Consider the following 20,312-nt stretch of genomic DNA (forward strand, 5'->3'; position numbering starts at 1 on the left):
TGGGCGGCGCGCAGGCGGGGAGGATGACCGAGCGCGGGGCTTCGGGGGAAAGGCCGCCGCTGGGGCTTTCCCGGAGGGGCGGGAATGGTCCTGAGGCGGGCTGGAATGCACCATCATGGAGCCCGGCACACGGACGGTGAAGAGAGACGAGGGAACCGCCATGAGCGAGCTGAGCACGATGATCCTGGACCGGATCAGGGACGTCCCCGACTACCCCAAGCCGGGGGTCCTGTTCAAGGACATCACGCCGCTCCTCGCCGACCCGGTCGCGATGGCGGCCGTGATCGACGAACTGGCCGGGCTCCACCAGGTGGACAAGATCGTGGGGATCGAGGCGCGCGGGTTCATCCTCGCGGCGCCGGTGGCGTACCGGGCGGGGGCCGGATTCGTGCCCGTACGCAAAAAGGGGAAACTGCCCGCCGAAACCCTGGAAGAGTCCTACGATCTGGAGTACGGCTCCGCGACCATCGAGGTCCACCGGGACGCCTTCACGCCGGGTGACCGGGTCCTCATCGTCGACGACGTGCTGGCCACGGGCGGCACGGCGAGGGCGGCGGTGGACCTGGTGGAGCGGGCCGGCGCCCAGGTCATCGGCATCGCGGTGCTCATGGAGCTGGGCTTTCTCAAGGGACGTGACCGGCTTCCGGGAGTGGAGCTGCACTCCCTCGTGATCGTCTGAGGTCCGGCCCGCGACGGCCCAGGTTCGCCGCCTGGATACACTGGGGGATCTGGACCCGAACGTGAGGAGCCATGCGTGAGGAGCCTTTGCGTGAGGAGCCGCTGCGGGAGGAGTTTGTGTGCCCCGTGATGTGGTCGTGCCCGACGTAACTGACTCTGGCAACGCCGAGCCGTCCGGCGTTCCTGCGGTGCGTCGACGGCGGTTTGGGGGTGGGGCCATGAACCCGGTGCTGGAGCCGCTGTTCCGCACGGTCCGCGCCACCCATCCCAAGGCGGATCTGCGCGTGATCGAGCGCGCCTACGACGTGGCCGCCTACCACCACCGCGACCAGAAGCGGAAGTCCGGCGACCCGTACATCACGCACCCGCTCGCCGTGGCGACCATCCTGGCCGAGCTCGGCACCGACGACGAGACGCTGTGCGCGGCGCTGCTGCACGACACGGTCGAGGACACCGCCTACGGCCTCGACGAGCTGCGCGGCGACTTCGGCGACACCATCGCGTCCCTGGTCGATGGCGTGACCAAGCTGGACAAGGTCAAGTTCGGCGACGCGGCGCAGGCCGAGACCGTACGCAAGATGGTCGTCGCCATGTCGCGCGACATCCGCGTGCTGATCATCAAGCTGGCCGACCGGCTGCACAACATGCGCACCATGCGCTACCTGCCTGAGCACAAGCGCCACCAGAAGTCCCGCGAGACCCTGGAGATCTTCGCCCCGCTGGCCCACCGCCTGGGCATGAACACGATCAAGTGGGAGCTGGAGGACCTCGCCTTCGCCATGCTCTACCCCAAGCGCTACGACGAGATCGCGCGCATGGTGTCGGAGCGGGCCCCGCGCAGGGACCTGTTCCTGCAGGAGGTCATCGAGAAGGTCTCCGGCGACCTGCGCGAGGCGAAGATCCGCGCGGTGGTCAAGGGCCGGCCCAAGCACTACTACTCGGTCTACCAGAAGATGATCGCCCGCGACGTGGCGTTCGACGACATCTACGACCTGGTGGGCATCCGCGTGCTGGTCGACAGCGTCCGTGACTGCTACGCGGCGCTCGGCACCATCCACGCCCGATGGAATCCGGTGCCCGGGCGGTTCAAGGACTACATCGCGATGCCCAAGTTCAACATGTACCAATCGCTGCACACGACGGTGATCGGTCCCGAGGGCAAGCCGGTGGAGCTGCAGATCCGCACCCACGCGATGCACCACAGGGCCGAATACGGCGTGGCCGCGCACTGGAAATACAAGGAGGAGGTCGGCGCCCCGGGCCCCACCGGCAAGGTCAAGCCGGGCAGCGACATGGCCTGGCTGCGCCAGCTCCTCGACTGGCAGAAGGAGACCTCCGACCCGGGCGAGTTCCTGGAGTCGCTGCGGTTCGACCTGTCGGTGTCCGAGGTCTACGTGTTCACCCCGAAGGGCCAGGTCATCGCCCTGCCCGAGGGGTCCACGCCGGTCGACTTCGCCTACGCCGTGCACACCGAGGTGGGTCACCGCTGCATCGGCGCCCGCGTCAACGGGCGGCTGGTGCCGCTGGAGTCCCGCCTCGGCAACGGCGACACCGTGGAGATCTTCACCTCCAAGTCGCCCGACGCCGGGCCCTCGCGCGACTGGCTGAAGTTCGTCAAGTCGGGCCGCGCCCGCAACAAGATCCGGCAGTGGTTCTCCAAGGAGCGCCGCGAGACCGCGATCGAGGCGGGCAAGGAGGCCATCGGCCGCGCCATGCGCAAGCAGGGGCTGCCGCTGCAGCGGCTGATGTCCACCGAGGCGCTGCTGGCGCTGGCCCGCGACCTGCGCTACCCCGACGTGTCCGCGCTGTACGCGGCCGTGGGGGAGGGGCACATCGCGGCCCAGGCCGTCGTGCAGAAGCTGGTGGCCTCGATCGGCGGCGTCGACAGCGCCGAGGAGGACATCGCCGAGACCGCGCTGCCCACCCGGCTGCGCGGCCGTCCCCGCGGGGGCGGCGCGGGCGTGGTCGTGGCGGGCGACGCCGACGTGTGGGTACGCCTGTCCAAGTGCTGCACCCCGGTGCCCGGCGACGAGATCGTCGGATTCGTCACCCGCGGGCACGGCGTGTCGGTGCACCGGAACGACTGCACCAACATCCAGCAGCTCAAGGCGCAGCCGGACCGGCTCGTGGAGGTCAGCTGGTCGCCGAGCGACGACAGCGTGTTCCTGGTGGCCATCCAGGTGGAGGCGCTGGATCGGCCGCGCCTGCTCTCCGACGTCACCCGCACGCTGTCCGACCAGCACGTCAACATCCTGAGCGCGTCCGTCACGACGTCGCGCGACCGGGTGGCGATCAGCAAGTTCACGTTCGAGATGGGGGATCCGAAGCACCTGGGGCATGTGCTCAAGGCGGTGCGCAGCATCCAGGGCGTGTTCGACGTCTACCGCGTCAGCGGCGCGGGCAGCTGACCGCGCGCCTTGCGCACGGCCAGGGGCCCCGGCTGGAGCGCCGTGCGGTGGGCCGGGGCGGTCAGCGGGGGCGGAGGTCGGGGAGGTTGACGACGATGGCCTCCTGGGTGCTGCGGGCGATCACGACTACCGCCTCCTGCGACGGATCCGGATTCTCCTCGCGATGCGGCACGTACGGCGGCACGAAGACGTAGTCGCCGGGCTTGGTGTCCAGGCGCACCTCCCGCGACCCCTCCAGGAACACGAACGAGGGGGTGCCGCTGACCACGTAGATCGCCGTCTCCGAGGCCCCGTGGTGGTGGTCGGACGAGCGGGTGGCGGGGGCGACGTGGGTCTGGCCCAGCCACAGGCGCTCCGAGCCGGCCGTGGCGCCGCTGATCGCGGCCAGCCGGCGCATCCCGGCGCTCTGAGCCGTCTCGCCCGAGAGCCCTCCAGAGGCGATGTGACGCAGCGGCCGGTGAAAGGGGTCGCCCTCGGCCCTGTACCCCTCCCAGAGGCGCCCTCCGGCCCGTTCAAGCACATCCGAGGCCACCCCGGCCAGCCGCACCGAGTCGTCGTGCGCGGCCAGCAGCTCCTCGGCCAGCTCCGGGTCGTGCGCGCGCAGCTCGCGCAGCAGCCACTTCCCGCTTCCCTGCCACCGGCGCCCCAGGCCGAGCGCCATCCTGGCCGTCTCCTGCACCACCTGCCACCGGATGAACGTCTGCTCGCCCGGATCCGTGGCCCCCGAGAGGTCGTCGAGCAGGTCGGACAGGGCATAGCGGGCCCGCTCCGCCTGCGTGCTGGTCAAGCCGCCGGGACCGGCGGCCAGCCGCTCGCCCAGCGCGCTCTGCAGGTCACTGGCCCGCCCGCTCGTCCGGTCGGCCAGCACCGCGCCCTCGGCGCACATGCGCGCCAGACTCGGCTGCCGCCGCTCGAAATCCTTGTCGAGGTAGGCGTGCAGGCTGGTCTCGCTGTGCACGAACAGCTCGACGGGCCACGCGCGCCACCGCAGCGACTCCCGGTAGGGCCTGGGCAGGCCGTCGAGCACCACCACGACGTCGAGATCGGAGGTGCCGGTGCGCTGCTCGGTGAGCACGCTGCCGCCGACGAAGGCGTACAGCGCCCCCGGGAACAACTCCTCGACGAGAGCACGCGCGGCGCTGACGGGATCCATGCCGCCAGCCTAGATCTCAGCCCCCGCCGCGTGCCGCCCGATTCCCCGTGATCGGGCGGGAAAGCACGTCAGCTGAACTCGGCCAGCGTCCGCTCGGCCTCCTCAAGCCAGGAGCGGCGGGCGATCAGCGCCTCCTCGGTCTCCTTGATGTCCTTGGCGCGCCCGGCCGCCTGCGCCTTGTCCAGCCGCTTCTCCAGCTGCTCGATCGAGGTGCGCAGCTGGTCGACCGCGCTCTGCGCACGGGCCCTGGCCTCGGGGTTGGAGCGCTTCCACTCGGCGTCCTCGGCCTTGCGCACGGCCTCGTCCACCTTGCGCAGCCCGCCCTCGAGCCGGTCGCGCTGCTCACGCGGCACCGGCCCCGCGGCCTCCCACCGCTCCAGGATGTGGCGCAGCGCGCCCCTGGCCGTACGGACGTCGGTGACGGGGAGGATCTTCTCCGCCTCCGCCAGCAGCTCCTCCTTGACCTGCGCGTTGGCCGCCAGCGAGGCGTCGCGCTCGGCGAACACCGCCGAGCGGGCCTGGAAGAAGTGGTCCTGGGCGCCCTTGAAACGGGCCCACAGCTCGTCCTCGACCTCCCGCGAAGCCCGGCCCGCGCTCTTCCACTGCTGCATGAGGTCGCGGTAGATGGCCGCGGTCGCGCCCCAGTCGGTCGAGTCGGCGATCGCCTCCGCCTCGGCGACGATGCGCTCCTTGGCCGCGCGCACGCCCTCACGCTGCTCGTCCAGCCCCGCGAAGTACTGCTTGCGGCGCTTGGCGAACGCCGTACGGGCGGCCGACAGCCGCTTCCACAGCGCGGCCTCGGTGACCCGGTCGATGCGGTCGGCGGCCTTCCACTCCTCGACGAGCTGGCGCAGCCGCTCGCCGCCGGACTTCCAGTGGGTGGTCTCCTCCGCGATGCGCTCCGCCTCGGCGACGATGCGTTCCTTGACCGTCCTGGCCTCGGCCCGAGCGTGCTCGCGAGCCGCCTTGACCTCCTCGCGGCGCTGGGCGACCAGCTCCGTCAGGCCGTCGAGCCGGCTGGTCAGGGCAGCCAGGTCGCCGATCGCGTGGGCGTCGGCGACGGCCTCGCGCAGCTTGACGATGCTCGCCTCGGCCTGCGCCGGAGCCAGGTCGGTGCCCCGGACCCGCTGCTCGAGCAGCTGAACCTGGCCCGCCAGCTCGTCGTACTTGCGATGGAAGTAGGCCAGTGCCTCTTCGGGTTCACCGGCCTGCCAGGAGCCGACGGCCCGCTCTCCCTCAGCCGTACGCACGTAGACGGTGCCGTCGTCGTCTACCCGGCCCCACGGGTCGGTGCTCACCGTGTCCTCCCGCACTATCCATCAGACCCTTCGGGACTACTTCGTCCCTAGTTTGTATTACGTCAGCTCTTGCCGGCGATTGTCACGTCTTTGATTTCGACGGTTTGCTTAGGTGCTCCGGTCCCATCTCCCATGTCGGCGATGACGCCGGCTTTGTTCACCTTGTCCAGGATGTCAAGCCCCTTGGTGATCGTACCCACTGGCGTGTAATCCGGCGTGAGACCGATGTCGCCGAAAACGAGGAAGAACTGGCTTCCCGTGCTGCCCGGCGCCTGCGTTTTGGCCATCGCCATCACGCCGCGCTTGTACTGGGCGCCCTGGAGGTTCTCCTCGGCCATCACGTAGCCGGGGCCGCCGGCGCCGTCCTGGCTCTTGCCGTCGGCCTTGGCCGTCGGGTCGCCGCACTGCAGCATCGGGAACTTGGCGCTGCCCAGCCGGTGGCACTTGCTGCCGTCGTAGTACTTCTTCTTCGCCAGGAACTCCAGTGAGTTGGTCGTGCACGGCGCCTTGGCGTTGTCGAGTTCGACCACGATGTCGCCCACATTCGTCTTGAACGTCATCGTCTTCGTGGCGGGCGTGGTCTTGACCTTCGTCGGCGGCATGCCGACGTCCTTGACCTGACCCCCGGAGGTGTCGGCGACGTAGTCGCAGGTGCCGGTCGCCGCGTCGTACGGCTTGGGCCCCGTGCTCGGAGCCGCCGAGGCGGTGTCGGCCGGGGGCGTCGAGGGCGAGGCCGCCGCGTCCGTCCCCGTGTCGCCGCCGCCCAGGAACGCGACCGCGGCCACGATTCCGCCGACCACGATCACCACGCCCACGGTCGAGCCGATGATCGCCGTGCGCTTGGCCTTCTGCTCGCGCTCGAGACGGCGCTGCATCTGCCGCTCGTAGTGCTCACGTGCCAGCTGCTTCTGCCGGTCCTTCCCCGTGGCCACCGCTTTGCCTCCCATAGTCAATCAACTGAGGTGGGCGAATCGTATCGGCCAACGGGTAATGATTCGCAGCCCGGCGACCCGCACCGGTACCCTTCGGTTACATTCCCATTGGCTTTTCGACGAGATCACCTGAGGCAGATGCTCATCGCCGGCTTCCCAGCAGGGGCCTTCCAGACCAATTGTTACGTCGTCGCGCCCGCCGCCGGTGCGGAGTGCGTGATCGTCGATCCAGGTCAGGACGCGACCGACGGCGTCGAGGAGCTGCTGCGCGAGCACCGGCTCAAGCCGGTCGCGGTCGTGCTCACCCACGGTCACCTCGACCACGTCTGGTCGGTCGCCCCGGTCTGCGGCGCGCGCGACGTCCCCGCGTGGATCCACCCCGAGGACCGCCACCTGCTGAGCGACCCGGCCGCCGGCTGGTCGGACACGAGCGCCTCGCTGTTCGGCGGCCTCACCCTGAGCGAGCCCGACGACGTGCGGGAGCTGACCGACGGGGCCCTGCTGGAGCTCGCGGGCCTGGAGCTCGTGGTCGACCACACGCCCGGCCATACCAGGGGGTCGGTGAGCTTCCGGCTGCCTGACGACGACATCATGTTCGCGGGCGACCTGCTGTTCGCCGGCTCCATCGGACGCACCGACCTTCCCGGGGGCGACTACCCGACGATCCTGCGCAGCCTGGCTACCAAGTGTCTGCCGCTGCCTGACGATACGGTCGTCCTGCCGGGCCACGGACCACAGACCACGATCGGCCACGAGCGCGCTACCAACCCATACCTGAAGGAAGCAGCGCCGCACGCCGGTCCCACGCGAGGGATTTGATGAGCTTCCAAGCACCTAAAGGCACCTTCGACTGGCTGCCGCCCCGCTCCGAGCGGATTCTGGCCGTACGCGAGGCGCTCGCCGCGCCCCTGCGCCTGGCGGGCTACGGCTACATCGAGACGCCGGTCTTCGAAGACACGCAGTTGTTCGCCAGGGGCGTAGGCGAGTCGACCGACATCGTCTCCAAGGAGATGTACACCTTTCCCGACAAGGCCGGCCGCTCCCTGACGCTGCGCCCCGAGGGCACCGCCTCGGTCGTGCGCGCCGTGCTGCAGCACAACCTGCACAACGGCCAGCTCCCGGTCAAGTTGTGGTATTCCGGGAGCCAGTTCCGCTATGAGCGCGCCCAGAAGGGCCGCTACCGCCACTTCTGGCAGGTCGGGGCCGAGGCGCTCGGCTCGGAGGACCCGGCGCTCGACGCCGAGCTGATCGTGCTCGCCGCCCGCGGCTTCGCCTCGCTCGGCCTCAAGGGCGTCAGGCTGCTGCTCAACTCGCTCGGCGACAAGGCCTGCCGCCCGGCCTACCGGGCCGCGCTGCAGGAGTTCCTGCGCGGCCTCACCCTCGACGACGACACCCGGGCCCGGGTCGAGATCAACCCGCTGCGGGTGCTCGACGACAAACGGCCCGAGGTGCAGGCCCAGGTCGCCGGCGCGCCGCTGGTCGTCGATCACCTGTGCGCGGCCTGCAAGGCCTACCACGAGGAGGTCCGCGCCCTGCTGAGCGCGGCCGGGGTGGCGTTCGAGGACGACCCGCGGCTGGTGCGCGGGCTCGACTACTACACCCGCACCACGTTCGAGTTCGTGCACGACGGTCTCGGCTCGCAGTCGGCCGTCGGCGGCGGCGGCCGCTACGACGGGCTCAGTGAGATGCTCGACGGCCCGCCGCTGCCCAGCGTCGGCTGGGCGCTCGGGGTCGACCGCACGTTCCTGGCCATGGAGGCCGAGGGGCTGCTCGGCGACGAGGCCGCGCAGCCGCGCGTCCAGGTGTACGGTGTCCCGCTGGGTGACGACGCCCGCCGCCGGATGTTCCTGCTCATCGGCGAGCTGCGCGAGGCGGGCGTCAGCGCCGAGATGGCCTTTGGCGGCAAGGGGCTCAAGGGGGCGATGAAGGGTGCCGACCGTTCCGGCGCCCGTTTCGCGCTGATCCTGGGCGAGCGTGACCTGGCGGCCGAGGCCGTGCAAGTGAAAGACCTGACCACCGCTGACCAGACCGAGGTGCCGCTGGCCCAGGTCGTGGACGTTTTGAAGGGGAAAGTGCAGTGATCCGCACGCATACGGCCGGGTCGCTCCGCGAGGAGCACGCCGGGCAGAAGGTGACGCTCGCGGGATGGGTGGCCCGCCGCCGAGACCACGGCGGCGTGGTGTTCATCGACCTGCGTGACGCCTCCGGCTCGGCGCAGGTGGTCTTCCGCGAGGAGGACCACGCCCACGACCTGCGCGCCGAATACTGCGTGCAGGTCGTCGGCGAGGTCCGGGTGCGCCCCGAGGGCAACGAGAACCCCGACCTGCCCACCGGCAAGATCGAGGTCGTGGCCGACACGGTCGAGGTGCTGAGCGAGTCGGCGCCGCTGCCGTTCCCGATCGAGGGCAACGTGGGCGTGTCGGAGGAGGCGCGGCTCAAATACCGCTACCTCGACATCCGCCGCCAGCAGGTGGCCAACGCGATGCGCACCCGCTCCAAGGCCACCTACCTGGCCAACGAGGTCATGCACGAGCTCGGCTTCGTCTACGTCGAGACGCCGACGCTGACCCGCTCCACGCCCGAGGGCGCGCGCGACTTCCTGGTGCCCGTACGCCTGCAGCCCGGCAACTGGTACGCCCTGCCGCAGTCGCCCCAGCTGTTCAAGCAGCTGCTGCAGGTCGCCGGGCTCGAGCGCTACTACCAGCTCGCCAAGTGCTACCGCGACGAGGACCTGCGGGCCGACAGGCAGCCGGAGTTCACCCAGATCGACGTCGAGATGTCCTTCGTGGACCAGGAAGACGTCATCGAGGTCGGCGAGAAGCTGATCGGCAGGCTGTGGCGGGAGATCGCCGGCTACGAGCTGCCGACGCCGCTGCCGCGCATGACGTACGCCGACGCGATGGCCCGCTACGGCTCCGACAAGCCGGACCTGCGCTTCGGCCAGGAGCTGGTCGAGATGACCGACTACTTCGCCGGCACGTCCTTCCGCGTCTTCCAGGCCGAATACGTGGGCGCGGTCGTCATGCCCGGCGGGGCCTCGCAGACCCGCAAGGAGCTCGACGGCTGGCAGGAGTGGGCCCGCTCGCGCGGCGCCAAGGGCCTGGCCTACGTGCTGGTGCAGGAGGACGGCACGCTCGGTGGCCCCGTGGCGAAGAACCTGTCCGAGCAGGAGGCCGCCGGGCTGGCGGCCAAGGTCGGCGCCGAGCCCGGTGACGCGGTGTTCTTCGCGGCCGGCCCCAAGCACGCCGCACGTGACCTGCTCGGCGCGGCCCGGCTGGAGATCGGCCGCCGCTGCGGCCTGATCGACGAGTCGGCGTGGTCGTTCCTGTGGGTCGTCGACGCCCCCATGTTCGAGCCCGTGCACGACGAGGTGGGCCGCGAGATCGGCTGGACGGCCGTGCACCACCCGTTCACCGGCCCCAAGCCGGAGTGGGCCGACAACTTCCAGGACCACCCGGGTGAGGCCCTGGCCTACGCCTACGACATGGTCTGCAACGGCATGGAGATCGGCGGCGGCTCGATCCGTATCCACCGGGCCGAGATGCAGCAGCGCGTCTTCGACGTGCTCGGCATTTCCAAGGAGGACGCGGAGAGCAAGTTCGGCTTCCTGCTGGAGGCGTTCAAGTACGGCCCGCCGCCGCACGGCGGCATCGCCTACGGCTGGGACCGGATCTGCATGCTGCTGTCCGGCGGCGAGTCGATCCGCGACGTGATCGCCTTCCCGAAGACGGCCTCCGGCTTCGACCCGCTCACGGGCGCGCCCACGCCGATCACGGCCGACCAGCGCAAGGAGGCGGGCGTCGACGCCCAGCCGAAGAGCGAGGCGTAGCCGGCCCGCCTGCCGCGGCCGCCGTACGGCGCAAGCGGCGGGCTCGGCCGTACACGCGAAAACGGCAGGCACCCCCGCCCGGGGCGCCTGCCGTTTCCCGCTTCAGCGGCGCTTACTTGACCGTGACGCTCTTGATGATGATCGGGTTCTTCGGCGCGGTGGAGCCGCCGTCGCCGGTGATGTCGTCCGGGTTGACCAGGACGCCGTCCTTGGCCACCTTTTCGATGATCTCCAGGCCGGACTTGACCATGCCCAGCACCGAGTACTGCGGGTCGAGCTGGGAGTTCTCGTCCGACAGCGAGATGGCGAACTGGCTGCTGTTCTGCCCGGCGGCTTCCGCCGGCTGCGTCAGGAACACCACGCCCCTGGTGTAGGGGATGGTGCCCGCGGCCTCGTCGCCGAACACGTAGCCGGCGGTGCCCTGGCCGTCCGTCGGGTTCTTGCCGTCCGCCTTGGCCTGCGGGTCGCCGCACTGCAGCAGGAACAGGCCGGCCGTCTCCGGCGTCACCAGGCGGTGGCACTTGGTGTTGTCGTAGAAGCGCTTCTTGGCCAGGAACGCCATCGAGTTGACCGAGCACGGGGTGGCGTTCGCGTCGACCTCGATGACGATGTCGCCGTGGTTGGTGCTGACGGTCATCGTGCTGAGCTTCAGGTTGGGCTTCTTGCCCGGCAGCCCCACGAACTTGTTCGGCACCGAGTCATCCCGCTTGTACGTGCACGTGACGTCACCCGGCTTCTTCGGCGGCGTGGTGCTCGGGAGCGTGGTCGGCGCCGGGGAGGAGGCGGACGCCGAAGGGGTGCTCGCCGCCGAGGCCGCCTCGCTGCCGTCCTTGTTGACCAGGGTGGTCGCGGCGAAGATGCCGCCCGCGACCACTACCACGGCCACGCCCGCGCCGATGAAGGTGTTCCGCCGTCCCTTGGCGGTCTGCTCGGCTGCGCGCTTCTCCTGCCGCTCCTTGTGCTCCCGCGCCAGCTCGTTCTTGCGGTCGTCGTCGCCGCTCACCGCTTGTCTCCTTCATCTTTGCCGACATATGACCAAACAACTTCGCGAATGCTACCGGTCTCCGATATGTGCCGGACGTAAGTGACCAAAGCCGCAGGCGCGACATGTGGGATCGCGAACCTTATGGTGCTGCCAGTCGTAGTTGAAATGAGCACTAAGGAGCCCCCCATGTTCGACCAGATCCTGGGCTTGCCGGCCCACCCCCTGATCATCCACTTCGCGGTCGTGCTGACCCCGCTGCTCGTCGGCCTGGCGGCCGCCTACACCCTGGTCGCGCGCTGGCGTGCGTACGTGGCGTGGGCCGTCGTCCTGCTCTCCCTGGCCGCGCCCGCGGCGGTCTTCGCCGCCAAGGAGAGCGGCGAAAGCCTCAAGGCGGCCCAATTCAGCACGGCCAACGGCGAGCTCGGCGCCCGCATCTCCACCCACCAGAGCTTCGCGAGCCCGCTGCTGCTGTCGGTGCTCGGGCTCGCCGCGGCCGCCCTGCTGCTCGTGTACGCCACCCGGCCGGCCCGTGACGCGATCGGCGGCGACAGGTTCGGCCGCCCCGTCACGCTGATCCTGTCCGTGGTGACGCTGGCGCTGGCCGCCGTGGCCGGCTACTACGTCTTCCGCGCCGGCGACTCCGGAGCGAGAGCCGTGTGGGCCATGTAATCTCGCGTTGTGGAGAGCTTGTTCGACTCGGCGGCCGAGGACGCCACCCCGCAGCCGCTCGCCGTACGCATGCGCCCGCGCACGCTCGACGAGGTGATCGGCCAGCGGCACCTGCTCGGATCCGGCACCCCGCTGCGGCGCCTGGTCGAGAGCGAGGCCCCGATGTCGCTGTTCTTGTGGGGGCCGCCGGGCACCGGCAAGACCACGCTCGCTTACGTCGTCTCCAACGTCACCAAGCGCCGCTTCGTCGAGGTCTCCGCCGTCTCCGCGGGGGTGAAGGACGTGCGGGCCGCCATCGACACCGCCCGGCGCGAGCTGGGCATGACGGGCCGCCAGACCGTGCTGTTCGTGGACGAGGTGCACCGCTTCAACAAGGCTCAGCAGGACGCCCTGCTGCCCGCCGTGGAGAACCGCTGGGTCACGTTCATCGGGGCCACCACGGAAAACCCGTTCTTCTCGGTCATCTCGCCACTGCTGTCGCGCTCGCTGCTGCTCACGCTGGAGTCCCTGTCCGACGACGACATCCGGACGGTGCTGGAGCGCGCCGTGTCCGACCCGCGCGGCCTGGACGGCCGGGTGACGCTCGCCCCGGAGGCGCTGGATCATCTCGTACGTCTCGCGGGCGGCGACGCGCGCAGGTCGCTGACCTACCTGGAGGCGGCCGCGCTGCTGTCCGACGACGTCACCGTCGAGGTCGTGGAGAAGGCCGTCGACAAGGCCGCCGTGCGCTACGACCGGCAGGGCGACCAGCACTACGACGTGATCAGCGCGTTCATCAAGTCGATGCGCGGATCCGACGCCGACGCCGCGCTCCACTACCTGGCCCGCATGATCGAAGCCGGCGAGGACCCGCGCTTCATCGCCCGCCGCATCGTCATCTTCGCCTCCGAGGACGTCGGCATGGCCGACCCGGCCTGCCTGCAGACGGCGGTCGCCGCCGCCCAGGCCGTGCAGCTCATCGGGTTGCCCGAGGGGCAGATCAACCTGGCGCACGCGGTCATCCACTGCGCGCTGGCGCCCAAGTCCAACGCCGTCGTCAAGGCCATCGGGGCCGCGATCGGCGACGTGCGGCGCGGGCTGATCGGCCAGGTGCCCGGCCACCTGCGCGACGCCCACTACCCGGGGGCGGCCAAGCTCGGGCACGGCGACGGCTACAAATACCCGCACGACTTCGACCATGGGCTGGTGCGCCAGGACTACGCGCCGGAGCAGGTCCGCGACCGCCGCTACTACGAGCCCACCCGGCACGGCGCCGAGGCCCCGATCGCCGACCGCTGGGCCAAGATCCGCGACTTCCTGCGCGGCTCCTGACCCTTCTCCGGCCCTCCACCACCGCCTCACGGCTGCTGGTCGCCGTCCTCGGGGAGAAGTGGCGAAGGGGAGCCTGTCCGCCGGTGCCGCGCCCCACGCAGGCGATGATCGCGATGGGTGACCGGCGAACTGCCGGCATTCGGCGCTGCCGGGAGGGAACTTCTCGGCCGGCGTATGGGCCCCTGCGCTGGTCGCGCCGATGATCCCGGCGGCGCGCGCGGCCTCGTGCGGGCAATCGAGGAAGCGGCGCCGGCCGACGCGGTGGCCTGACCCGCTCGGCGTCCTCGCCAACGTTGTCGCTCGAACGCGATAGGGTCTTGCCGTTCCGGCCCAGCGTATGAGGGAGATGAGCGGATGCTTACCGCCGGAGAGGTCGCCGGGCTGATCGCCGCCACGGGCTGGATAGTCCTGGTCTGCGTTCTCGCCATGGTGCTCGTCAAGCTCGCCCGGCTGCTCACGGAGACCACCAAGGCGGTCTCCGACCTCAACAACCGCCTGGCGCCGCTGCTCGACGACGTGAGTGTCACGGTCAACGAGACCAACCGGCAGCTGATCGCCGTCGAGGCCATCGCCAAGGACGTCAAGCAGGTCAGCGGCCACGCGGCCAAGCTCAGCGCGGTCACGCAGACCATCTTCACCGGGCCGCTGATCAAGGTGTCGTCGCTCGGCCACGGCGTGCGGCGCGCCATCGAGGCCCGCCGGCCGCCCAGGCGTCAGCCCAGGCCGGGGCGGACGCGATGATCAGAAGGCTGTTCTACCTGTCGCTCGGCGCGTTTCTCGCCTTCTGGGTGATGCGCAGACTGCAGGCGCTCCACCCCGACCACGTCGCCCGCAGGACCGCCGCCGGCGCAGCGGGCATGCTCCAGCGGGTGAGAGACTTTACCTCTGACGCGCTCGGCGAGGCCGCCGAGCGGGAAACCGAGTTGCGGGCGCGCTTCGGGCTCGACAACGTTGAAGACAACAACTGACTAACGCAAAGGATGGCCAACATGGAGTCGGCAGAGATCGCCCGCCGCTTCCTGCGCTTCTTCGAGGAGCGTGGGCACAAGGTCGTGCCCTCGGCCAGCCTGATCGCTGAGGACCCTACGCTTCTCCTGGTTAATGCCGGTATGGCGCCGTTCAAGCCGTACTTCCTGGGGCAGCGCACGCCTCCGGCGCCCCGGCTGACCACCGCGCAGAAGTGCGTGCGCACCCCCGACATCGAAGAGGTCGGCAAGACGACCCGGCACGCGACGTTCTTCCAGATGCTGGGCAACTTCTCCATCGGCGACTACTTCAAGTCCGAGGCGATCCCGTTCGCGTGGGAGCTGCTCACCCGCTCCGAGTCCGACGGCGGCTTCGGCTTCCCCGAGGACCGGCTGTGGGCGACGGTCTACCTCGACGACGACGAGGCGTTCGACATCTGGCGCAACCGCGTCGGCCTGCCCGAGGAGCGCATCCAGCGGCGCGGCCTGGAGGACAACTACTGGCACATGGGCGTGCCCGGTCCCGGCGGCCCCTGCTCGGAGATCTACTACGACCGCGGCGCCGAATACGGCAAGGAGGGCGGCCCCGTCGCAGACGAGGACCGCTACCTCGAGGTGTGGAACCTCGTCTTCATGCAATACCAGCTCAGCGCGGTCCGCACCAAGGTCGACTTCGACGTCGCCGGCGAGCTGCCGGCCCGAAACATCGACACCGGCATGGGCCTGGAGCGCATGGCGGCGATCCTGCAGGGCGTCGACAACATCTACGAGATCGACACCACCTACAAGATCCTCGACCGGGCGGCCGAGCTCACCAAGACCCGCTACGGCCGCGACCACCGCGCCGACGTCAGCCTGCGGGTGATCGCCGACCACGTGCGCACCGGCACCATGCTCGTCGCCGACGGCGTGCTGCCCAGCAACGAGGGCCGCGGCTACGTCCTGCGCCGCATCTTGCGCAGGAGCATCCGCAACCTGCGCCTGCTCGGCTCCGGCGACGATCGCTACATGCACGAGCTGACCGACGTCGCGATCAACGTCATGGGGGAGCAATACCCCGAGCTCAAGGTGGACGCGCCGCAGATCCACGGGGTCATCGACGCCGAGGAGGCGTCGTTCCTGGGCACGCTGCGGACCGGCACGGCGATCTTCGACGTGGCCGTCGAGGAGACCAAGCGCAAGTCCGGCACCACGCTGTCGGGCGATCAGGCGTTCAAGCTGCACGACACCTACGGCTTCCCGATCGACCTGACCCTGGAGATGGCGGCCGAGCAGGGGCTCAAGGTCGACGAGGAGGGCTTCCGCCGCCTCATGAAGGAGCAGCGGCAGCTCGCCAAGGCCGACGCCGCGGCGAAGAAGACCGGCAACGCCGACATCTCCGTCTTCGGCCAGCTGCTGGAGGCGGCGGGCAAGGTCGAGTTCCTCGGCTACGACCAGACCGAGGCCGACACCAGCGTGGTCGGCATCCTCCTCGACGGCGTCTCCGTGCCCGCGGCGGGCGCGGGCACGACGGTGGAGGTCGTGCTCGGGCGCACCCCGTTCTACGCCGAGGGCGGCGGCCAGCTCGCCGACCAGGGCGTGATCCGCACCAGCGGTGCCGAGGTCGAGATCGTCGACGTGCAGTCCCCGATCAAGGGGCTCATCGTGCACCGCGGCAAGATCCGCAGCGGCGAGCTGAAGGTCGGCGACGAGGCGCAGGCGGAGATCGACCTCGAGCGCCGCCGCGCGATCTCGCGTAGCCACAGCGCCACCCACCTCGTCCACCGCGGCTTCAAGAACGCGCTCGGCGAGACGGCCGCCCAGGCCGGCTCGGAAAACTCGCCCGGCCGCTTCCGCTTCGACTTCACCGCGGCCGGCGCGGTCCCGGCGAGCATGCTGCGCGACGTCGAGGACGAGGTCAACGCCGTGCTGGTCAACGACCTCAAGGTCAACGCCTTCTACACCACGCAGGCCGAGGCCAGGGCGATGGGCGCGCTGGCGATGTTCGGCGAGAAATACGGCGACGAGGTCCGCGTGGTCGAGATCGGTGACTACTCGCGCGAGCTGTGCGGTGGCACCCACGTGCACAGCTCCGGCCAGCTCGGCCTGGTCAAGGTGCTGGGCGAGCAGTCGGTCGGCGCGGGCGTGCGCCGCGTCGAGGCCCTGGTCGGCATCGACGCCTTCCGCTTCCTGGCCCGCGAGAGCGTGCTGGTCGCCCAGCTCACCGAGCAGCTCAAGGCGCGCCGTGAGGAGCTGCCCGAGCGCATCGACGGCATCGTCACCCGGCTGCGCACGGCGGAGAAGGAACTGGAGAGGCTCCGCTCCGCCCAGGTGCTCCAGGTGGCCGGCGATCTGGTCTCCCAGGCTCGTGACCTGCAGGGCGTCTCCGTCGTGACACACCGCGCGCCTGATGGCACCGGCGCGGATGACCTGCGTAAGCTCGCGCTTGATGTGCGTGGCAGGTTCCCGGCCGACCGGCCGGCGGTCGTCGTGATCGCCGGTGCCCCCTCCGACCGGCCCGTGGTGGTTGCCACGGTCAACGAGGCGGGGCGCGAGCGGGGGCTCAAGGCCGGACAGCTGGTCGGCGTCGCCGCCAAGGCTCTTGGGGGTGGCGGTGGCGGCAAGGACGATGTCGCGCAAGGCGGCGGCACGCGGCCGGAGGCGATCGACGACGCGTTGCGCCTGGTTGAGCAGGCCATCACTGGGCAGCTCGGCTGACATGAGGTTCGGTTCACGGATCGGCGTGGACGTCGGTTCCGTACGCGTCGGCGTGGCCCGCAGCGACCCATCGGGGCTGCTGGCCACGCCGGTCGAGACCGTCAGGCGGGGCAAGGGCGACCTCGACCGCATCGCCGCGATCGTCGCCGAGCACGAGGCGATCGAGGTCGTGGTGGGGTTGCCCACCTCGCTGTCGGGGCGCGAAGGGCAGGCGGCCGGGCTGGCGCGCGAGTTCGCCTCCCGCCTCGCGGCACGGCTCGCGCCGACGCCCGTGCGGCTGTTCGACGAGCGGCTGACCACGGTCGCCGCCCAGCAGGGGCTGCGGGCCAGCGGCGTGAAGGCCAAGAAGCAGCGCGGGGTCGTCGACCAGGCGGCGGCCGTCGTGCTGCTGCAGGACGCGCTCGACTCCGAGCGTGCCACCGAGAGACCACCAGGCAGGCCCGTCGCACCGCCCTCAGCGGCCGACGGACCTGCCTCATGAACGGGCGGTCCACGGGGTACGGCGACCCGCCGGATCCGCGTCGGCCCATGAGGCACGTTCGTGCGGTGGTGTCGCCTCCTTCCGCTCGGCGCAGGAGCGTGGTGGCGTACCGGGGCCGGCGCGTCACCGGTGTGGACATGGCAGCGGGCCGCAGGACGGTACGGCCGGTGGTCGGCGGGGTGGTCGCATGACCGGCGCACCGACCGAGCCGCCGAACGGCACGCCGGAAGACGACGCCGGCGACATGATCCCGTTCCAGGCCGGCGACTCCGAATCCGAGGAGCTCGAGCCTCAGAGCGGCGACCGGCGGCTCGACCCCGAGCCGCAGGGCGGCGACGGGCGGCTTGGCTCGGCGTCTCAGGGCGGCGACCGGCAGCCCGGGCGCGAGCCGGAGGAGGCCGAGAAGGCCGAGAGGGCTGCGAAGGCGGACGTCGCCCCGCTGACCGCGCAGCGCCGGCGGGCCATCCGCAAGGCCGGCCTGATCTCCGCCGCACTCGTGGCCTCGGTGGCGGCGCTGGGGGCGGGGGCGTTCGTGATGCTCAAGCCGTACCTCAGCCCCGACGACTTCGAAGGCGCCGGCAGCGGCTCGGTGACCGTGCGGATCTCGCCGGGGTCCAGCGCGGAGGCCATCGGGTCCGCGCTGGCCGAGGCCGGCGTCGTGGCGAGCACGCAGTCGTTCATCCGGGCGACCGAGGACCGCGCGGTGGCCGACCGGCTGCGCCCCGGCCACTACCGCCTGCGCAAGGGCATGGCCGCGAGCGCGGCGCTCGACCTGCTGCTCAGCCCCGCCTCCAGGGTGGTGCGCAAGGTCACCGTGCCCGAGGGGCTGCGGGTGAACGAGGTGCTGGCCCGCCTGGCGCAACGGGCCGGGTTGCCGCTCAAGGAGCTGCAGAACGTCGACAAGGGCCTGCTCGGCCTGCCCAAGTACGCCCGCGGGCTCGAAGGGTTCCTGTTCCCCGCCACCTACGAGATCGAGCCCGGCGACACGGCCGTGGACGTGCTGGCGGCGATGGTCGAACGCTTCGGCGCCGCGGCCAGGAAGGTGGGCCTGGAGACGGGTGCGGCCCGCGTACAGCTGACGCCGCTGGATGCCGTTACGGTGGCCAGCCTGATTCAGGCCGAGGGCGGGACCGACGAGGACTACCCGAAGATCGCCAGAGTGATCTACAACCGCCTCGAGCGGGGCACCAAGCTGGAGATCGACAGCACCGTCCTGTACGCGCAGAACCGGCGAACCCTGAGAGTGACCGAGCGGGACACCAAGGTCGACTCTCCCTACAACACCTACCGCCACAAGGGACTCCCGCCGGGACCCATCGCCAATCCGGGGGAGAAGGCCCTGATAGCGGCCCTGAACCCGGCAAAGGGCGATTGGCGCTGGTTTGTAACGACGGATCCGGCGCATAGAATCACCAAATTCACCGACAAAGAGAGCGAGTTCGTGAGATACCGGGAAGAGTTGAACAAGAACCTCGGGGCGAACTGATGTTCGACGGGATACCCCCAGCTCCCGTACAGAAGTCCCAAAACGGGGCATGCGTCCTCTTTCCGTCCCTTAGCATGGCTACTCAGAGTGATCACCGCCGGTCATGGGAGCATGTCCGGCGGATTCCCCCGTTCCGCTCGGTGACCCCAGCCGGTTGGGCAGTTCCGCTTGACTCCCGACCGGCTGTACCGGGAGATTGGCCAGCGAACCTATGAACGATCTCGATCTGAACACGCTGCTCGGCGCCGAGGACGACGAAGGTCAGCCCGCGCGCCGCTCTCGTGGATCCGGCAGACGCGGCGCCAGCCGCAGGCGGCGCAAGCGCCCCAACCGGGGCCGATTCATCGCCCCGCTGCTCGCCTTCGTCGTGCTGGCGGGCATCATCGGTGGTGGCGGCTACTACGGCTACCTCTGGCTCAGCGACGCGCTCGTGCCCGACGACTACACCGGTCAGGGCAGCGGCGAGGTCGTCATCGAGATCAAGGATGGCCAGAGCGCGTCGGAGGTGGCACAGGAGCTGGAGCGGCAGGGGGTCGTGGCCAGCGCCAGGGCGTTCACCAACGCGATCGGCAACGCGAACATGAGCGACAAGCTGCAGCCGGGCTCGTACAAGCTGCGCAAGCAGATGTCGGCGGCCATGGCCGTCTCGATGCTTGTCCCGGCGAACCGGCTGCTCGCCAAGGTGACGATCCCGGAGGGCAAGCGCCTGTCGGATACCTTGACCACGCTCGCCAAGGAGACCGGCAAGCCCGTCAAGGAGTTCACCGCCGCGTCCAAGAACCTCGACGCGCTGGACCTGCCGTCCTACGCCAAGGGCAGGCTCGAAGGGTACGCCTTCCCCGCCACGTACGAGTTCCAGCCCAAGACCACCCCGACGCAGATGCTCGCGGCGATGGTGGGCCGGTTCAAGAAGTCGGCCGACACGGCGGACCTCGAAGGCGGCGCCAAGGCGCTCGGCCACACGCCGCACGAGATCGTCATCATCGCCAGCATCATTCAGGCCGAGGCCGGCCGGGCCGAGGACATGCCGAAGATCGCCCGCGTCATCTACAACCGGCTCGAGCGCGAGCCGCAAATGAAGCTGGAGATGGACAGCACGGTGATGTACGCGCTCGGCAAGTACCGCACCTACGCCACCCACGCCGAGCTGCAGACCAAGTCCCGCTACAACACCTACATGTACGAGGGGCTGCCGCCCGGCCCGATCGCCAACCCCGGCGACCACGCCATCGAGGCGGCGCTCCACCCGGCGAAGGGCTCCTGGCTGTACTTCGTGGCCACCGACCCCAAGGGCAGCATCACCAAGTTCGCCACCACCGAGGCCGAGCGCCAGGCGCTGCTCGCCGAGTGCACCAAGAACGGCGGCTGCGGCGGCTGACCGGCCGCCTTCGCCGGACCCGCTGTGGAAAGGCCGCCCACC

At 70.3% G+C, this 20,312-nt stretch carries 18 protein-coding genes; 14 read left to right on the forward strand and 4 right to left on the reverse strand.

The window, feature by feature from the left end:
• Positions 1-160 precede the first annotated feature (160 nt).
• Positions 161-679 carry an adenine phosphoribosyltransferase gene (locus ACTMTI_RS32490; RefSeq protein ID WP_441124459.1) on the forward strand — a complete coding sequence of 173 codons (519 nt, stop codon included), beginning with the start codon at positions 161-163 and terminating at the stop codon, positions 677-679.
• 217 nt (positions 680-896) lie between these two features.
• Positions 897-3,086: a RelA/SpoT family protein gene (locus ACTMTI_RS32495; RefSeq protein ID WP_441124460.1), complete on the forward strand. Its 2,190-nt coding sequence runs from the start codon at positions 897-899 to the stop codon at positions 3,084-3,086.
• Between the two features lie 61 nt (positions 3,087-3,147).
• On the opposite strand, the gene ACTMTI_RS32500 is transcribed toward ACTMTI_RS32495, so the two are convergent.
• The 3 genes from ACTMTI_RS32500 to ACTMTI_RS32510 form a co-directional block, all read right to left on the reverse strand.
• Positions 3,148-4,239 (reverse strand): cupin domain-containing protein, encoded by a 1,092-nt coding sequence (locus tag ACTMTI_RS32500; protein WP_441124461.1) that lies wholly within the window; start codon positions 4,237-4,239, stop codon positions 3,148-3,150.
• A gap of 68 nt (positions 4,240-4,307) precedes the next feature.
• The gene (locus ACTMTI_RS32505) at positions 4,308-5,537 is read right to left on the reverse strand and encodes a DUF349 domain-containing protein (protein ID WP_441124462.1); all 1,230 of its coding nucleotides are present in this window, start codon (positions 5,535-5,537) and stop codon (positions 4,308-4,310) included.
• 62 nt (positions 5,538-5,599) lie between these two features.
• A complete protein-coding gene (locus tag ACTMTI_RS32510; protein WP_441124463.1) occupies positions 5,600-6,469 on the reverse strand; it encodes a peptidylprolyl isomerase in 870 nt (289 codons plus the stop codon).
• A 138-nt stretch (positions 6,470-6,607) separates the two neighbouring features.
• Between ACTMTI_RS32510 and ACTMTI_RS32515 the strand changes: the two genes are divergently transcribed.
• Genes ACTMTI_RS32515 through aspS form a run of 3 tightly spaced genes read left to right on the forward strand, consistent with a single transcriptional unit; the run spans position 6,608 to position 10,298 of the window.
• The gene (locus ACTMTI_RS32515; protein WP_441124464.1) at positions 6,608-7,288 is read left to right on the forward strand and encodes an MBL fold metallo-hydrolase; all 681 of its coding nucleotides are present in this window, start codon (positions 6,608-6,610) and stop codon (positions 7,286-7,288) included.
• Positions 7,288-8,550, forward strand: coding sequence for a histidine--tRNA ligase (hisS, locus tag ACTMTI_RS32520; RefSeq protein WP_441124465.1), 1,263 nt, complete (start codon positions 7,288-7,290; stop codon positions 8,548-8,550). Before ACTMTI_RS32515 ends, hisS begins: the two co-directional genes overlap by 1 nt.
• On the forward strand, positions 8,547-10,298 hold the full coding sequence (gene aspS / locus ACTMTI_RS32525) for an aspartate--tRNA ligase (RefSeq protein ID WP_441124466.1): 1,752 nt from the start codon (positions 8,547-8,549) through the stop codon (positions 10,296-10,298). Before hisS ends, aspS begins: the two co-directional genes overlap by 4 nt.
• Positions 10,299-10,410: 112 nt before the next feature.
• Here aspS and ACTMTI_RS32530 read toward each other — a convergent pair whose 3' ends face one another.
• Positions 10,411-11,301, reverse strand: a complete 891-nt coding sequence (locus ACTMTI_RS32530) for a peptidylprolyl isomerase (protein ID WP_441124467.1) — start codon at positions 11,299-11,301, stop codon at positions 10,411-10,413.
• Between the two features lie 168 nt (positions 11,302-11,469).
• On the opposite strand from ACTMTI_RS32530, the gene ACTMTI_RS32535 reads away from it, so the two are divergent.
• The 9 genes from ACTMTI_RS32535 (at position 11,470) to mltG (ACTMTI_RS32575) (ending at position 20,270) form a co-directional block, all read left to right on the forward strand.
• Entirely contained in the window at positions 11,470-11,952 is a 483-nt protein-coding gene (locus ACTMTI_RS32535) for a DUF2231 domain-containing protein (RefSeq protein ID WP_441124468.1), read from the forward strand.
• Between the two features lie 9 nt (positions 11,953-11,961).
• Positions 11,962-13,263, forward strand: coding sequence for a replication-associated recombination protein A (locus tag ACTMTI_RS32540; protein ID WP_441124469.1), 1,302 nt, complete (start codon positions 11,962-11,964; stop codon positions 13,261-13,263).
• Between the two features lie 117 nt (positions 13,264-13,380).
• Positions 13,381-13,533, forward strand: coding sequence for a hypothetical protein (locus ACTMTI_RS32545; RefSeq protein ID WP_441124470.1), 153 nt, complete (start codon positions 13,381-13,383; stop codon positions 13,531-13,533).
• Between the two features lie 84 nt (positions 13,534-13,617).
• Positions 13,618-14,004 (forward strand): DUF948 domain-containing protein, encoded by a 387-nt coding sequence (locus ACTMTI_RS32550; protein ID WP_441124471.1) that lies wholly within the window; start codon positions 13,618-13,620, stop codon positions 14,002-14,004.
• The gene (locus ACTMTI_RS32555) at positions 14,001-14,231 is read left to right on the forward strand and encodes a hypothetical protein (RefSeq protein ID WP_441124472.1); all 231 of its coding nucleotides are present in this window, start codon (positions 14,001-14,003) and stop codon (positions 14,229-14,231) included. The genes ACTMTI_RS32550 and ACTMTI_RS32555 overlap by 4 nt, the downstream gene beginning before the upstream one ends.
• A gap of 21 nt (positions 14,232-14,252) precedes the next feature.
• On the forward strand, positions 14,253-16,925 hold the full coding sequence (alaS, locus tag ACTMTI_RS32560) for an alanine--tRNA ligase (RefSeq protein WP_441124473.1): 2,673 nt from the start codon (positions 14,253-14,255) through the stop codon (positions 16,923-16,925).
• A gap of 1 nt (position 16,926) precedes the next feature.
• Positions 16,927-17,406, forward strand: a complete 480-nt coding sequence (ruvX, locus tag ACTMTI_RS32565; RefSeq protein ID WP_441124474.1) for a Holliday junction resolvase RuvX — start codon at positions 16,927-16,929, stop codon at positions 17,404-17,406.
• Between the two features lie 187 nt (positions 17,407-17,593).
• Positions 17,594-18,892 (forward strand): endolytic transglycosylase MltG, encoded by a 1,299-nt coding sequence (mltG, locus tag ACTMTI_RS32570; RefSeq protein WP_441124475.1) that lies wholly within the window; start codon positions 17,594-17,596, stop codon positions 18,890-18,892.
• A gap of 211 nt (positions 18,893-19,103) precedes the next feature.
• Positions 19,104-20,270 (forward strand): endolytic transglycosylase MltG, encoded by a 1,167-nt coding sequence (mltG, locus tag ACTMTI_RS32575; RefSeq protein ID WP_441124476.1) that lies wholly within the window; start codon positions 19,104-19,106, stop codon positions 20,268-20,270.
• Positions 20,271-20,312 lie beyond the last annotated feature (42 nt).

Source organism: Nonomuraea sp. H19 (assembly GCF_052068215.1).
In the GTDB taxonomy this organism is placed as follows: domain Bacteria; phylum Actinomycetota; class Actinomycetes; order Streptosporangiales; family Streptosporangiaceae; genus Nonomuraea.

What these genes read in the sequence shown, in the direction of transcription:
- ACTMTI_RS32550 (WP_441124471.1), top strand. Translation starts at nt 13,618, where the DNA reads ATGCTTACCGCCGGAGAGGTCGCCGGGCTGATCGCCGCCACGGGCTGG.
- ACTMTI_RS32535 (WP_441124468.1), top strand. Translation starts at nt 11,470, where the DNA reads ATGTTCGACCAGATCCTGGGCTTGCCGGCCCACCCCCTGATCATCCAC.
- ruvX (WP_441124474.1), top strand. Translation starts at nt 16,927, where the DNA reads ATGAGGTTCGGTTCACGGATCGGCGTGGACGTCGGTTCCGTACGCGTC.
- mltG (WP_441124475.1), top strand. Translation starts at nt 17,594, where the DNA reads ATGACCGGCGCACCGACCGAGCCGCCGAACGGCACGCCGGAAGACGAC.
- ACTMTI_RS32500 (WP_441124461.1), bottom strand. Translation starts at nt 4,239, where the DNA reads ATGGATCCCGTCAGCGCCGCGCGTGCTCTCGTCGAGGAGTTGTTCCCG.
- ACTMTI_RS32555 (WP_441124472.1), top strand. Translation starts at nt 14,001, where the DNA reads ATGATCAGAAGGCTGTTCTACCTGTCGCTCGGCGCGTTTCTCGCCTTC.
- ACTMTI_RS32490 (WP_441124459.1), top strand. Translation starts at nt 161, where the DNA reads ATGAGCGAGCTGAGCACGATGATCCTGGACCGGATCAGGGACGTCCCC.
- ACTMTI_RS32495 (WP_441124460.1), top strand. Translation starts at nt 897, where the DNA reads ATGAACCCGGTGCTGGAGCCGCTGTTCCGCACGGTCCGCGCCACCCAT.
- alaS (WP_441124473.1), top strand. Translation starts at nt 14,253, where the DNA reads ATGGAGTCGGCAGAGATCGCCCGCCGCTTCCTGCGCTTCTTCGAGGAG.
- hisS (WP_441124465.1), top strand. Translation starts at nt 7,288, where the DNA reads ATGAGCTTCCAAGCACCTAAAGGCACCTTCGACTGGCTGCCGCCCCGC.
- mltG (WP_441124476.1), top strand. Translation starts at nt 19,104, where the DNA reads ATGAACGATCTCGATCTGAACACGCTGCTCGGCGCCGAGGACGACGAA.
- ACTMTI_RS32515 (WP_441124464.1), top strand. Translation starts at nt 6,608, where the DNA reads ATGCTCATCGCCGGCTTCCCAGCAGGGGCCTTCCAGACCAATTGTTAC.